Annotated in this window: 14 protein-coding genes and 1 pseudogene; 9 read left to right on the forward strand and 6 right to left on the reverse strand. The window is 70.9% G+C overall.

Going from position 1 to position 13,081, the window contains the following annotated elements; genetic code table 11:
- The 5 genes from DSY14_RS22975 to DSY14_RS22995 all read left to right on the forward strand — a co-directional run.
- Positions 1 to 476: cobalamin-dependent protein (locus DSY14_RS22975; RefSeq protein ID WP_211718699.1), on the forward strand; the 476-nt coding region annotated here is incomplete at its 5' end.
- 2 nt (positions 477 to 478) lie between these two features.
- The gene (meaB, locus tag DSY14_RS22980; protein ID WP_211718700.1) at positions 479 to 1,537 is read left to right on the forward strand and encodes a methylmalonyl Co-A mutase-associated GTPase MeaB; all 1,059 of its coding nucleotides are present in this window, start codon (positions 479 to 481) and stop codon (positions 1,535 to 1,537) included.
- 309 nt (positions 1,538 to 1,846) lie between these two features.
- Positions 1,847 to 2,218, forward strand: a complete 372-nt coding sequence (locus tag DSY14_RS22985) for an STAS domain-containing protein (RefSeq protein ID WP_211718701.1) — start codon at positions 1,847 to 1,849, stop codon at positions 2,216 to 2,218.
- Positions 2,219 to 2,349: 131 nt separating this feature from the next.
- Positions 2,350 to 3,042: a hypothetical protein gene (locus DSY14_RS22990; protein WP_211718702.1), complete on the forward strand. Its 693-nt coding sequence runs from the start codon at positions 2,350 to 2,352 to the stop codon at positions 3,040 to 3,042.
- Positions 3,043 to 3,070: 28 nt separating this feature from the next.
- Positions 3,071 to 3,733, forward strand: coding sequence for a hypothetical protein (locus tag DSY14_RS22995; RefSeq protein ID WP_211718703.1), 663 nt, complete (start codon positions 3,071 to 3,073; stop codon positions 3,731 to 3,733).
- An 89-nt stretch (positions 3,734 to 3,822) separates the two neighbouring features.
- Here DSY14_RS22995 and xylA read toward each other — a convergent pair whose 3' ends face one another.
- Positions 3,823 to 4,980 carry a xylose isomerase gene (gene xylA, locus DSY14_RS23000; protein ID WP_211718704.1) on the reverse strand — a complete coding sequence of 386 codons (1,158 nt, stop codon included), beginning with the start codon at positions 4,978 to 4,980 and terminating at the stop codon, positions 3,823 to 3,825.
- Between the two features lie 217 nt (positions 4,981 to 5,197).
- Positions 5,198 to 6,421 (reverse strand): ROK family transcriptional regulator, encoded by a 1,224-nt coding sequence (locus DSY14_RS23005; protein ID WP_211718705.1) that lies wholly within the window; start codon positions 6,419 to 6,421, stop codon positions 5,198 to 5,200.
- Between the two features lie 56 nt (positions 6,422 to 6,477).
- Here DSY14_RS23005 and DSY14_RS23010 point away from each other — a divergent pair, with 56 nt between their 5' ends.
- From DSY14_RS23010 to thrS, 3 genes are all read left to right on the forward strand, one after another.
- On the forward strand, positions 6,478 to 7,056 hold the full coding sequence (locus tag DSY14_RS23010) for a GNAT family N-acetyltransferase (protein ID WP_211718706.1): 579 nt from the start codon (positions 6,478 to 6,480) through the stop codon (positions 7,054 to 7,056).
- Positions 7,043 to 7,510 (forward strand): NUDIX domain-containing protein, encoded by a 468-nt coding sequence (locus tag DSY14_RS23015; RefSeq protein ID WP_211718707.1) that lies wholly within the window; start codon positions 7,043 to 7,045, stop codon positions 7,508 to 7,510. The genes DSY14_RS23010 and DSY14_RS23015 overlap by 14 nt, the downstream gene beginning before the upstream one ends.
- A gap of 206 nt (positions 7,511 to 7,716) precedes the next feature.
- Positions 7,717 to 8,955 carry a threonine--tRNA ligase gene (gene thrS, locus DSY14_RS23020; protein WP_211718708.1) on the forward strand — a complete coding sequence of 413 codons (1,239 nt, stop codon included), beginning with the start codon at positions 7,717 to 7,719 and terminating at the stop codon, positions 8,953 to 8,955.
- Positions 8,956 to 9,210: 255 nt separating this feature from the next.
- On the opposite strand, the gene DSY14_RS23025 is transcribed toward thrS, so the two are convergent.
- From DSY14_RS23025 to DSY14_RS28925, 4 genes are all read right to left on the reverse strand, one after another.
- A complete protein-coding gene (locus DSY14_RS23025; RefSeq protein WP_211718709.1) occupies positions 9,211 to 9,471 on the reverse strand; it encodes a DUF6504 family protein in 261 nt (86 codons plus the stop codon).
- 161 nt (positions 9,472 to 9,632) lie between these two features.
- Positions 9,633 to 10,568 carry a M48 family metallopeptidase gene (locus DSY14_RS23030; protein ID WP_211718710.1) on the reverse strand — a complete coding sequence of 312 codons (936 nt, stop codon included), beginning with the start codon at positions 10,566 to 10,568 and terminating at the stop codon, positions 9,633 to 9,635.
- 137 nt (positions 10,569 to 10,705) lie between these two features.
- Positions 10,706 to 11,368, reverse strand: coding sequence for a DivIVA domain-containing protein (locus tag DSY14_RS23035; RefSeq protein ID WP_211718711.1), 663 nt, complete (start codon positions 11,366 to 11,368; stop codon positions 10,706 to 10,708).
- 31 nt (positions 11,369 to 11,399) lie between these two features.
- Entirely contained in the window at positions 11,400 to 11,915 is a 516-nt protein-coding gene (locus DSY14_RS28925) for a DivIVA domain-containing protein (RefSeq protein WP_249188325.1), read from the reverse strand.
- A gap of 557 nt (positions 11,916 to 12,472) precedes the next feature.
- On the opposite strand from DSY14_RS28925, the pseudogene DSY14_RS23045 reads away from it, so the two are divergent.
- Positions 12,473 to 13,081: pseudogene (locus tag DSY14_RS23045) on the forward strand (hypothetical protein); the annotation flags it as partial.

Below are 13,081 nucleotides of genomic sequence, written 5' to 3' on the forward strand. Positions count from 1 at the left end.
GGGTGGGGGTGATGGAGCGGGTGGCCGCCCGGGTGGAGGCCTTCACCGAGGTGGAGGGGCGCCGGCCCCGGATTCTGGTGGCCAAGATGGGCCAGGACGGTCATGACCGGGGGCAGAAGGTCATCGCGACGGCGTTCGCGGATCTGGGTTTCGATGTGGATGTGGGGCCGTTGTTCCAGACCCCGGGCGAGGTCGCGGCGCAGGCGGTGGAGGCCGATGTGCACGTGGTGGGGGTGTCGTCGTTGGCGGCGGGGCATTTGACGTTGGTGCCGGCGTTGGGTGCGGAGTTGGCGGCGTTGGGTCGGGGGGACATCATGATCGTGGTGGGCGGGGTGATCCCGCCCGGGGATGTGGCCGAGTTGCTGGGTGCGGGTGCGGCGGCGGTGTTCCCGCCGGGCACGGTGATCGGTGAGGCCGCGATCGATCTGTTGGACCGACTCGAAGAACGACTGGACCCGGACCGGGAAGGGACGTGACCATGGCGGCGCGCGGGAGGCGACCGGTGGACGTGGACGCCCTGGCCGAGGGCGTCCTGTCCGGCCACCGGCCGACTCTGGCCCGGGCGATCACGCTGGTGGAGTCGCGCCGCCCCGACCACGGGATCGCCGCACAGGAGTTGTTGGTGCGGTTGCTGCCGCACACCGGCAAGGCGCAGCGGGTCGGGGTCACCGGGGTGCCGGGGGTCGGCAAGTCCACCTTCATCGACGCGCTCGGCACCCGACTGACCTCGAACGGGCACCGTGTGGCGGTCCTGGCGGTGGACCCCTCCTCCACGCGCACCGGCGGCAGCATCCTCGGCGACAAGACCCGTATGTCCGGGTTGGCCGTCGATCCGCACGCGTTCATCCGGCCCTCGCCCACGGCGGGCACCCTGGGCGGGGTGGCCCGGGCCACCCGGGAGACCATGCTGCTCATGGAGGCCGCCGGGTTCGACGTCGTCCTGGTGGAGACCGTGGGCGTCGGACAGTCCGAGGTCACCGTCGCCGCGATGGTGGACTGCTTCCTGTTCCTCACCCTGGCCCGCACCGGCGACCAGCTCCAGGGCATCAAGAAGGGCGTCCTGGAGTTGGTGGACGTCGTGGCGGTGAACAAGGCCGACGGGCCGCACGCCGACGACGCCCGCAAGGCCGCCCGGGAACTCACCCGGGCCCTGCGCCTGCTCCAACCCGTCCATCCCGACTGGCGCCCGCCCGTGCTGACCTGTAGCGGTCTGACCGGTGACGGGCTGGATCAGGTGTGGCGGACGGTGCTCGACCATCGGGCCGTGCTGGAGCGGGACGGGGCCCTCGACGCGCGGCGCAGTGGTCAGGGGGTCAGCTGGATGTGGGACCAGGTCCGTGATCGGTTGATGGACACGTTCCTCAGGGACGCGACGGTGGCCGGCCTCATCCCCGACATGGAGGAGCGGGTGCGTTCGGGGGAGACGACCGCCACTCTGGCCGCTCGCGCTCTGCTGGATTCCTTCACTCAGGGTGACGGCGTTCGAGACGGGCGAACGGAACGTGACCGACCCGAAGATGACACCGGTGATCTCTGAGGAACAACGGACATCACCGGCTCCCATGTCGTGAAATAACCCAGGGTCAACGGTCGAAACCGGGACTCCGGAACGGGGTTCGCGCCCATGAGGCGAAAATTTCTTGCCCGATGGCATTCCCGTGACGGCGGTTCGCTTATACCGTGTGTGTCCAACGACTTACCAGGCCGCACGGGCGCGCAGGCGTTCCCCTCACCGGACCGGCTCTGTGGGAGTGGAGCCGGACCCGGTGGTCGTTCCCGGTCGGGCTGCGTATGGTTAAGCGAAGGGTCCCCTCACCATCGGAACGTGGGGCCGGGAGGAGTGAACGTGCACAGGCTCGGACTGAGCACGCGGGTTGAAAGCCGCAGCGTGATCGTCGCGATCGAGGGAGAGCTCGACATCGCGACCGCCGCCGACCTCCAGGAGCACATCAGGACCACGATCGAGGACCACGGTCCGTGGCTGATCCTGGACCTGTCCACGCTGGACTTCATGGACTCCAGCGGGCTGAACGTGATCATCAACGCCTACCGGACCGTGCGCGACCTGGACGGTTCGATGTCGTTGGCGGCTCTCAACGAACGCGTCACCAAGGTCGTCCGGCTGGTCGGTCTGCACCGTCAGGTGCCGGTCCACCAGACCGTCGCCACCGCCATCGCCGCGATGGAGGCCCTGGAGGCCAAACGCCAGGCCGGTTAGCCACCCGGCCGAGGACCGCGTCGGATCCCGTGCCCTGCGAGGGTGCGGGTCCGGTGATGGCCGTCCAGGGCGATCCGCGCACCCGCCCGGGCCGCGGATTGTTCCCCCTGTGTGCGGGTAGGAGCGTCCGCATGCGCGAGGACACACCCCCCGACCCCTCTTCACGCTCGCTGCCCGACGCCCTGATCCGTCTCCGGATCCGGGCCGAGAACGATCCGCGCCGCTACGGGCGCCGGGTCGGCGTGTGCTTCGCCCTCGTCCTCTTCCCGGCGGGCGCCGGTGCGATCCTCGTCGCGGCCCCGGGCGTCGCCCGGTCGCCCCTGTCGTTGTCCCTCTCCCTGCTGTTCCTGCTGTGCACGGTGTTCGTACTCGGGGCACTCGCCTCGATCACCTTCACGGCGCTGTTCTCGGTCCGGCGTGGCCACGTGACCCCCCTCGGCACCCCACCGGCCGATGTGCGTGCGGCCGGGACGGTCGTGCGTTCCGGTGCGCTCTCCGACCGCCCCGAGGTCGACCGGATCGCCCGTGTCCAGGTGGACCGGGTCCTGGAGAGCCCCGCGCCACCCGGGAGGATGAGGGGCCTCTTCCTGTTCGCGGGCACGGTGAACCTGCTCTACACGGTCCTGTGGATCGTGTTCGACGGCTGGGGGTGGGCACCGGTCGTCCTCCTCATCAGTGCCGTGCTCATGGTGGTGTCCGTGATGCTCATCGGCCCCGCGCACCGGCGCGTCCTCCGTCGGGCGCGGGCCGTGGCCGACGCCTACGACACCCGATACGCGCCGTGCGACGACGAGTGTCGAGAACCGGACCAGGGTCACGAATGAGCGACCCCCTCGGGGGTAAGGGCTCGGCATGAACGAGCACGCGACACCCCCGACGGCCACCCGCCGACATCCCAGGGCCGTCTTCGGCCGTATCCAGATCTACGCCCAGAACAACCCGCGCGGGTACGCGCTGCGGCTGTTCCCCCTCGTCTTCCTGGCGTATCTCCTGCCGCTCCTGCTGGTGTGCCTGGTGCTCCTGGACGACTGGGCCGTCGCCCTCCCTCTGATGCTCGCCGCCGTCGTGCCCTTCACCGTCATCGCTCTGATCGCCGTGATCCTCATGCCGCGCATGATGCGTCGCATGCTGGGCACCGCCACCCTGCCCCCGGACACGGACCCGGTCGATCTCCTGGAGGCCAAGCGTCGGCTCCGCCAGGGCGGGCTGCACGAACGCGAGGAGGTCAACCGCGTCGCGCGGATCGTGGCCACCCAGGTCGATTCCAAGATGAACTCGCCCAAGACCCTGGTCTTCCTCGGGCTCGGAGCGGGAACGTTGCTCGCTCTCTGGAGCCTCCTGGCCTACCTCTCCGAAGGCGCCGGGGCCGACTTCTGGTTCCGGATCGTCCTCGCCGTGGTGGCGGTCGCGTACACCGTCGCCTTCATCCCCGTGGCGAAGCGTTCCCGTCAGAGGGCCCGGGACTTCGCCGCGCTCTACGACTCGCACCACAAGAAGCTCCGTGAGGCGGCCTGACCGCACCCTCACGACCGCCGGCCCCGGTCGGTGGGCCCGTCCCGAGGCGCACCGGCATGCGCCACGGGACGGGGGTCGGAGGGCGTGCCTCAGCGCACGCCGAGCAGGTGCTCCAGGGCCAACTGGTCCAGACGCTCGAAGTGGTAGCCGCGCCGGCCCACCGTGTCCAGGTCCAGGTCCTCCTTGAGCAGGTCCGCGACGCTCTCACCCGCGGACAGGGTGGGCTCGGACAGTTCAGGGACCCGGGCCTCGGCCAGGGCGGCGGCCACCGCCGGGTCGGCGCGGAACGCCCGCGCCTTCTCCTTGAGGATCAGGTAGTTGCGCATGCAGGCGGCGGCGGACTCCCACACGCCGGTCATGTCCTCGGTCCGCGGCGGCTTGAAGTCGAAGTGTCGGGGCCCCGCGTACCCGGCCCGCTCCAACAGGTCGACCAGGAAGAACGACTCCTTGAGGTCGCCCGCGCCGAAGCGCAGGTCCTGGTCGTACTTGACGCCCCGCTGTCCGTTGAGATCGATGTGGAACAGCTTGCCCGCCCACAGGGCCTGGGCCACGCCGTGCACGAAGTTGAGCCCGGCCATCTGCTCGTGGCCGACCTCCGGGTTGACGCCCACCATGTCGGCGTGTTCGAGGCTGTTGATGAAGGCCAGGGCGTGTCCGACGGTGGGGAGCAGGACGTCGCCGCGCGGCTCGTTCGGCTTGGGCTCGATGGCCAAACGCAGGTCGTAGCCCTGTTCGCGCACGTAGGAGCACAGGAGGTCGAAGGCCTCGCGCAGTCGGTCCAGCGCGGCGTGGTCGTCCTTGCCCGCCTCGGATTCGGCGCCGTCCATGCCGCCCCAGCACACGTAGGTCCGCGCGCCGAGCGAGGCGGCCAGGTCGATGTTGCGGATGACCTTGCGCAGCGCGTATCGGCGCACGTCGCGGCTGTTGGAGGTGAAGCCGCCGTCGCGGAAGACGGGGTGGCTGAACAGGTTGGTCGTCACCATCGGCACGGCCAGCCCGGTCTCGTCCAGGGCGCCGGTGAACCGGGTGATGATCGCGTCGCGTTCGGCGGGGGAGCTTCCGGGCGGGATGAGGTCGTCGTCGTGGAAGGTGAGGCCGTGCGCGCCGAGCGCGGCCAGGCGGCGGACCGCCTCCACGGGGTCGAGCGGGGGGCGGACGGCGTCACCGAAGGTGTTGACGCCCTGCCATCCCACGGTCCACAGACCGAAGGTGAACTTGTCCTCGGGGGTGGGCTGGTAGTCGGACATGACTGCGCTCCTGGGGGTCGGTCCGAGGCCGGACGCGATCAGTTTGTCTAGAGCCCCAACTAATTGTCAACGGGGGTAACGTGCGCAATCGTGACCGAGGTCGTGTGCGGCATCGCCCGCGCTGCTCCTGCGCGGCGTCTCCGGACGCCTGCGGTGGCGTGCCCGCGTCGCCGTGCCCCCGCCCGGTCCCGTGCCGTGTTCCCGTGTCCGTCCGGTGTCAGGCCGGGGACGGCCCCACCGGCAGGGGCAGGTCGCCGGTCTCCAGGGCGTGGATCATCACCCCGGCGCCGCCGCGCGCCGCCGCGCTCAACCCCAGTTCCGACGGTTCCACTCGGCAACCACCCGCCCTCGGGGCGAAGGACCGCGCCAACGCCGCCTCCCGGCAGGGCGGGAGCAGCCAGGGCGCCAGCGGCACGAAGTAGCCGCCCAGGACCACGGCTCCCGGGTTGACCACGTTGACCAGCGCCGCCACACCGCGCCCCAACCACGCGCCGGCCCGTGCCAACGCGCCCAAGGCGACCGGATCCGCGCCCTCCGCCCGTTCCACGGCCACCGCCACCAGTGCGGCGACGTCGCCGCCCGACAACGGACGTCCCGGGGCGCGGTCGGGCAGGGCCTCGCGCAGGATCGCCTCCACCCCGGCGAGGGCCTCCAGGCACCCCTGGCGTCCGCAGGAGCACTCCGGCCCGCCCGGTTCCATCTCCAGGTGACCGATCTCCCCGGCCCAGCCGCCGGCGCCGCGCAGCAGCTCCCCGCCGGTCAGCACCCCCGCGCCGATACCGACCTCGCCGGTCAGGTACACCAGGTCGGGGGTGCCCGCACACGGTCCGATCCGGAACTCGGCCATCGCTCCGAGGTTGGCGTCGTTGTCCACCAGCACCGGTACCCCGGCCAGGGATCCCCGGACCAGGTCGCCCAGCGGGACGTCCCGCCACCCCAGGTTCGGCGCCCGGGTCACGATGCCCGACGGGACGTCGATCAACCCCGGGACGGCGACGCTCACCCCCACCACTCCGCGACCGCGCAGCGCGGGATCCTGCGTGAACTCGCGCACCACCGCGGCGATCCGCCGTGCGCACTCCTCGGCCCCCGCCGCCCGCGCGTCCAGGGGGACGTGCCGTTCCCTCAGCGCACGGTGCATCAGGTCCACCGCCACCACCGACAGGTAGTCGACGTTCACCTCCAGACCCACCGCCGCCACGGACCGGTCGTCCAACGCCAACAGCACGCCGGGACGACCCACTCTGCGTTGCGAGGTCTCGCCGGTCTCCCGTATCAGGCCGCGCCCGATGAGGTCGGCGACCAGGCTCGAGACGGTGGTCTTGTTCAGACCCGTGGCCGACGCCACCGCCGCTCGGGAACACGGTGCCAGCTCCCGCACGGTCCGCAGAACCGAGCGCAGGTTGGCCTCACGGACGGTCTGGAAACTGACCCTGTCCACCGGACCCCCTCGAAAACCCGTTGCCCGTATCCCGGGCGGCTGATCGGATCCCCATCATGGTGCCTTCCGACCTCTTCCGCGACCAGCCCGTCCTCCACGGCCGCGGGGTACGCCTCGTCCCGCTCGGGGCCGAGAACGCCGACGACCTCGTCCCGCACGTCGTCGACCTCGCCCCCGAGGTCCGCCGCCTCACCGGCACCCACCGGGTGTTCACCGAGGCCGACGTGCGCGCCTTCGCCGCGAGCCGTCCCGACCACCACGACCGCGCCGACTGGCTCATCTACGACGGGGAGGTCTGTATCGGCGACTGCGCCCTGCTCGACCTCGACCCGGACAACGCCGAGGCGCACTACCGGATCGCCCTGAACTCGATGGCCCTCACCGGTCGTGGGCGGGGCACGGCCGCCACCGACGCCGTGCTGGAGTACGCCTTCACGACCGCCGGGCTCCACCGGGTGGCGCTGGAGGTGTTCGCCTTCAACACCCGCGCGCAGCGCTCCTACGAGAAGTCCGGCTTCGTCCGGGAAGGGGTGTGGCGCGAGCACCTGCGTTGGGACGGCGCGTGGCACGACGCGATCCTCATGTCGATCCTGGACCGGGAGTACCCGCTACGGTCGGAGCATGCCCGTTCCTGAATTCGTCACCCGCCTGCGCGCGCACGTGGGCCGAGAACTGTTGCCGCTCGTCGGAGTGACCGCCGTGGTACTGGACGGGGACCGGGTCCTCCTGCACCGCCGATCCGACGACGGCCGGTGGGCCACCCCCGGCGGCATCCTCGAACCCGGCGAGCAGCCCGCCCAGGCGGTGGTGCGCGAGGTCCGGGAGGAGACCGGTGTGCTGATCCGGGTGGAGCGCCTGGCCACCGTCGTCACCCAGGAACCGCACACCTACCCCAACGGGGATCAGGTGCAGTTCCTCGACCTGGCGTTCCGGTGCGTGCCGGTCGGGGGCCGACCTCGCGCGGACGGGGACGAGAGCCTGGAGGTCGCCTGGTTCGGTCCGGAGGAGCTGCCTCCCATGGCCGACCGGATCCTGGAACGCATCCGGGAGGCCCGGAACACCTCCGGCGAGCCCTACTACCTCCTCTGATCTCCGCAGGGGAGGGGTTTTCATCCCTCGTCGCCGGCAGTGGCGGCTGCTAACGTGGCCCCATGCAGCGTGCCGCCGTTCACACGACGACGCCGGAGAGTGTCCCGGCGCGCTGAACCGTGTTTTCGACCAGGCCCCGGGGCGAGTGCCCCGGGGCTTTCGTCGTGTGGTCACCCGTCCTCGGACCGAGAACGAGGGAGACCACCATGCACGACCACCGCAGGCTCGGCCGTGAGCTGGAGCTGTTCGACACCGATCCGCTGATCGGCGCGGGGCTGCCGTACTGGCTGCCCGACGGCGCCGCCATCCGGCACGCCTTGGAGGAGTACGTTCGCGCCGCCGAACGCCGTGCCGGCTACCGGCACGTGTACTCGCCCGTGTTGGGCAAACGCGAACTGTACGAGATCTCCGGGCACTGGGCGCTCTACCGCGACGACATGTACCCGCCCATGGACCTGGGGCGGGGTGTCGGTGGATCCCACGAGTCCGAACAGATGGTGCTCCGCCCGGGCCTGTGCCCGCACCACGCGGTGATTTACCGTTCCCGGTCCCGGGGGCATCGCGAACTCCCGCTCCGGTTGGCGGAGTCCGGCGGTATGTATCGATCCGAGCGCTCGGGTTCGCTGGGCGGGCTCGGGCGGGTACGGGCCATTCAGCTCAACGATGCCCACGTGTTCTGCACCCCGGACCAGGTGGTGGACGAGGTGGTCGCGACCCTCCGGATGATCGGCCGCGCGCATGCCGCGATGGGGATCGTCCCGCGGCGCCATCGGCTCTCCCTGCCCGGCCCGGGCGGCAAGTACGTCGACGCACCCGAGGCGTGGCGACGATCGGTGGCACTCTTGGTGGAGGCTCTGGACCGGTCCGGGATCGCGTACGAGTCCGCCGAGGACGAGGCGGCGTTCTACGGTCCCAAGATCGACGTCCAGTTCGTCGACGCTGGAGGGCGGGAGTTCACTCTGTCCACCGTGCAGGTCGATCTCCACCAGCCTGCCAGGTTCGATCTGTCCTACGTGGCGGCCGACGGGGCCCGCCGGCGGCCCGTCATGGTGCACCGGAGCGTGGTGGGCAGTGTGGAGCGGGCGGTAGCACATCTGATCGAGGTGCACGGTGGGGCGTTCCCCGCGTGGCTCGCCCCCGTTCAGGTCGTGGTCCTGCCCGTGGCGGAGGACCAGGTCGGTCCGGCCCTGGACCTGGCCGCACGGTGCGAGGAGAACGGGGTGCGCGCCGAGGTGGTCGGCCCCGACCAAGGCGGCCTGGGCGCTCGCGTGCGCGCGGCCAGTCGGGCGCCCTACCAGGTGGTGCTCGGCCCCAAGGAGGTCGAGGAGGGGTCGGTCTCCGTGCGCCTGCGGGGAGGCCGGCGCCCGGGAGGCGCGCTCGTGCCGGATTTCGTCGCGCGGGTCCGTCGGGTGATCACCGGCCACGAGAGCGAGCTGTGGCCCTAAAGCGTGTTCTTCGGGGCCTCCGCTGCGCCGTGGCCCGTGTTCGGGCGCCTCCCCGTCGGGCGCGAACCTTCGGCGCTTGGGGGAGGCTCCGTTCCTCGCGATCCAGCCTCGGGCACCTTCCCGGGTTCCGGAAAGCACGATCCGGCCCTGGACCCGGCCGAGCGGGAGCACACCCCCCCTGCGGTTCATCGAGCGGCGGCCCAACGCGTGAGCCGCCCGCCGGGAACACCCGGCGGGCGGCTGGTCCGGCGAGGGTCAGTTCCACTGTCGGCGCATGGTCCAGCGTTCCGACGTGGCGTCCTTGGTGATGTCGATGATGCTGGGCTCGCCGGTCTCGGACTCGGCGGAGACCCGGAGCAGGTGGATCCCGGTCCCGGGCGTCCCGGGAGCCTCGGGCCGGGCGGGCCAGTCTCCGATGATCCTGCGCACCCGGAAGAGGTGGCCGCGCCAGGTGAACTGCTCGGGGTTCCCACGGTCGGTGGAACGGACGTCGATCTGTTCGTTCAGAAGACTCACACCCTCAGTCTATCGAACATGCGTTCGATGGAGCGGAACGACGCGGCGAGTCGCGAACACACTAGGGGGTGGGGCCGGGCGGCGCAGGCCGCCGCGCGCAGATCCTCCGAGACGGACCGGCCCCGGACCGGGAATCGCGGTCGACGGGCGGGTCCCGACCCTCAGATGATCACGCGCCCCCTCCTGCTGCGGTCGCGCAGGGCGGCCATCCTCCGGGCGTTCCCGGGGCGTCGGGACAGCAGGTGGTACACCAGCAACGTCGGGTCCCGGTCGACCGAGGCGCGTGCGGCCATCTCGCCCAGGTTCACCCGCAGGTACAGGTGCGACCCGCCGGCGAACAGGCGCACGGCGTGCGCCCCCTCCGGTACGTGGGCCAGGCCGTGGTTGTCGGCCGTGTACTCGCGTGTGCGCGCCAGTGAGGCGCCCAGTCCGGGGACGAGTTCGGCCCCCAGGGTGGCCAGACGCTGCCAGAACCCGGTGTGCCCCGCCGCGATGTGCCCGATCTGGTGGGCCACCAGGAACGCCGTCGCGTCGGGGTCGCGCGGTCGGCCGTTCTCGTCGAAGAGCGATCCGGGCAGGATCAGGTACCGGCGTAGACCGTGCCCGGCGGCGTCGGCGCGCGGCGACGGTTCACCGAACCGGACATAGGCCTCGGGGGGCCGTGTCAGCCCCATCTCCCCGGCCAGCGAGACCACGATGCGGTAGGCCTCGGGGAACTGGGTGGGGGAGATGCGCGGCGACTCGGCGCGCTCGCGGGCGTACCCGAGCCCGCGCACCCACCAGCAGACCAGGGGCACCGCACCCAGGGCCGCCGCCGTCCACGTCGGGGATCCGGACACCGACCACACCAGGTGGAGCAGGGCTCCGACGACCACCGCGGACACCGCGGCGCACAACGCGAACAGCGGCGACTCCCAGGGATGGCGGTCCGCGAGGACGACGTGGTCTCCGGCGTCCTCGGGACACGGTTCCTGGACGTACCCGTTCAGGGGGGCCGATCGTGGTGCGTGGTGCGTCCTCGACGCGGAGGCGCGACCGGCGATCGTGTGGACAGAGCAGGCCGGGACGGTTCCCCCGGTCGGCGTGGCGTGGTGCATTCTGCTCCCCTCGGGCCGCCGATGGCACGGGGTGACCGCCCCTGGGCCGCCGGTGGCATGGGATGATTACTCCCTGTGCCCAAATATTACTTTCCGCTTCCCTTTTCGTGGGGTGACGGTGGCGGCGTGTTCCGGGGTCAGCCGTGTTCGTACAGGCGGAGTTCGTCGGCGAGCACGTCCAGGAAGTGGTCGACCTGGGCCGGGTCGTAACCCGGGCGGGCCCGGGTGGTGGCGAACTGGATCCGCTCGACCTCGGCGGCCGTGAGGGTGGCCCGATCCGGCCGGCCCTGGACCAGTGCGCCCAGGGTGTACTCGGCGCGGTCCAGGAACTCGTCGACCTCCTGCTCGTTGTAGCCGGTGGTCAGCCGGGTAGTGGCGAAGCGACGGTCGCGGACGTCCTCCGGCTTCATCCGCGGCCCGGGCGACACCGGCCGACCGGCGGTGTCCGGTGCCGTGGGCTGCGGCGGCTCCCCCGCCTGGGGTGTCCGCGGTGGCAGCGGCGGTGGCGCGGACTGCCCCAGGCCGCGCCCGGCGAGGTCGGCGATGACCCGGTCGAGGAAGTCGTCCACCTCGTCCTGGTGGTATCCGGGACTCATGCGTGTGGTGCGAAAGCGTGAGTCGCGGATCTCCTCGGCGGTGATGAGCGGTCCCTTGCGCCGCCCGCCGTCCAGGGCCACCAGGGTCGCCTCGATCCGGTCGAGGAGGGCGTCGACGTCCTCCTCGTGGTAGCCCTGGCGCAGGCGCACCGTGTGGAACTTCTTGTTGCGGATGTCCGCCGGTGTCAGAGGCATGGTCCCCATTGTGCATTTCATGCGGTTCGAAGGGGTGAAGTCAGGAGTTCGTGTGCGATTCGACGCCGTCGAGTCGGTCGGCGAGCAGGTCGAGGTGGTCCGCCACCTGGGTGCGGTCCAGACCGCGCAGCACCACGTCGAACTTCAGACTCCGTAGCCGGGCGGCGGTGATCGTGGCCTCGTCGGGGCAGGACAGAGTGTGCAGGGCGCGCTGGACGGCTTCCGCGACCTGGCCGCGGTCGAACCCGCGCAGCACGAGGTCGAACTCGGGGCGGGGGAGCGGTTCCGCGGCGGTGGGGCCGGTGGGCGTCGACGTGCCCCGGGGGAGTCGGTCGAGGAGCGCGTCCACGTAGTCGGCCACCTGGCCGCGGTCGAACCCCCGGAGCCTGATGTCGAACTCGGTCCCGCGCAGTCGCTCGGCGGTGTCCACGGCCGCATGGCGGGTGGAGAGGGCGCGCGTTCCCCGGGCGATGAAGTCGGTGACCTGATCGCGGTCGTACCCGCGCAGCACGACGTCGAACTCGGGTTCAGGGAGTGGTGGGTCCAGGGGGCTCATGGACCGCATTATGCCGAGACGGAGTGTCCCGCGCCACACCGGCCTGTGGTTCTGGCCGGGTGTGGACGGGGGTTCCCCCGCCGTCGGCGGAACTTGACGCCGTGACGCGCGTCTCGCCCGCTTCGCCGGTCGTGGAGATCGGTTCTTTCGCCCGCACCTTCTTCTTAAGACGCCCGTGCCGGCGTGTGGTTTACATCCATTTCGAAGAATGACGGAATTCGCTGGTGGTGATGACGAACAGTGATTTCCGGTCGCCATCGTGACCTTTTCGAGATGTGTAGTGTGGGATTCTTCGGTGGAAGGGCCTGTACTGTTCCTTTCAGACAACCGAAAACCGAGAAACCGGTTTTTCCGGCCCTGGCCATCTGCTGGTCGTCACCGGTCCTGTGCTTCGTTGTATCAGGTCATGGGCTTCTGTACGCCCTGGCCGATCCCCCACATCCGACCCTGGTCAGGATTCTCCGAGACCTCCCGCGCCTCGTGACCTCCTGCGGTGAAAACCGCGACCAGGCCAGGCCCGAATCCACTCGGGCCCGGACGATCCGAAAAGGATTGACGTGAAGAACGCTCGAATCAGCGCTCGTCGTGTGCTCCAAGGAGGAGCCGCCTTCGCCGCGCTCGGCGCTCTGGGCCTCGCCACCGCGATGCCCGCGTACGCGGACACCTACGGTTGGGGTTACGCCTCCGCCGTCGGTGGCGACGGTGTCTCGGAGACCTACGTCACCCAGGACCAGACGGTCTCGAACTCCTTCTCCAGCGGCATCGACGCGTGGCTGACCGTGCAGGGCACGACCACCGCCACGGTCAACGCCGACGGTGCCTCCGGCACCACCGTCATCGACACCGCCAAGATCTCCATCACCCTCGACGACCTCGAGGACATCCTCGACCCCGAGGAGGAGGACGAGGAGGAGGACGAGGACGACGACACCGAGGACGACGGCGCCGACGAGGACGGTGACCCCGAGGACACCGACGGCGACGACGACCCCGAGCCCGGTGAGGGCGGCGGCGAGGAGGGCGGCGAGGACGGCTCGAACGCCCCCGGAGACCCCTCGGAGGGGGACAACGAGCCCGGTGACGGCACCCCGTCGCCGACCCCCGACCCGGAGCCCGAGCCCTCGCCCACCCCGAGCACCCCCGAGGACGACGCGACCGGCGACGAC

Source organism: Nocardiopsis sp. MG754419, assembly GCF_018207095.1.
In the GTDB taxonomy this organism is placed as follows: domain Bacteria; phylum Actinomycetota; class Actinomycetes; order Streptosporangiales; family Streptosporangiaceae; genus Nocardiopsis.

What these genes read in the sequence shown, in the direction of transcription:
- meaB (WP_211718700.1), top strand. Translation starts at nt 479, where the DNA reads ATGGCGGCGCGCGGGAGGCGACCGGTGGACGTGGACGCCCTGGCCGAG.
- DSY14_RS22990 (WP_211718702.1), top strand. Translation starts at nt 2,350, where the DNA reads ATGCGCGAGGACACACCCCCCGACCCCTCTTCACGCTCGCTGCCCGAC.
- DSY14_RS22995 (WP_211718703.1), top strand. Translation starts at nt 3,071, where the DNA reads ATGAACGAGCACGCGACACCCCCGACGGCCACCCGCCGACATCCCAGG.
- xylA (WP_211718704.1), bottom strand. Translation starts at nt 4,980, where the DNA reads ATGTCCGACTACCAGCCCACCCCCGAGGACAAGTTCACCTTCGGTCTG.
- DSY14_RS23010 (WP_211718706.1), top strand. Translation starts at nt 6,478, where the DNA reads ATGGTGCCTTCCGACCTCTTCCGCGACCAGCCCGTCCTCCACGGCCGC.
- DSY14_RS23015 (WP_211718707.1), top strand. Translation starts at nt 7,043, where the DNA reads ATGCCCGTTCCTGAATTCGTCACCCGCCTGCGCGCGCACGTGGGCCGA.
- thrS (WP_211718708.1), top strand. Translation starts at nt 7,717, where the DNA reads ATGCACGACCACCGCAGGCTCGGCCGTGAGCTGGAGCTGTTCGACACC.
- DSY14_RS23030 (WP_211718710.1), bottom strand. Translation starts at nt 10,568, where the DNA reads ATGCACCACGCCACGCCGACCGGGGGAACCGTCCCGGCCTGCTCTGTC.
- DSY14_RS23035 (WP_211718711.1), bottom strand. Translation starts at nt 11,368, where the DNA reads ATGGGGACCATGCCTCTGACACCGGCGGACATCCGCAACAAGAAGTTC.
- DSY14_RS28925 (WP_249188325.1), bottom strand. Translation starts at nt 11,915, where the DNA reads ATGAGCCCCCTGGACCCACCACTCCCTGAACCCGAGTTCGACGTCGTG.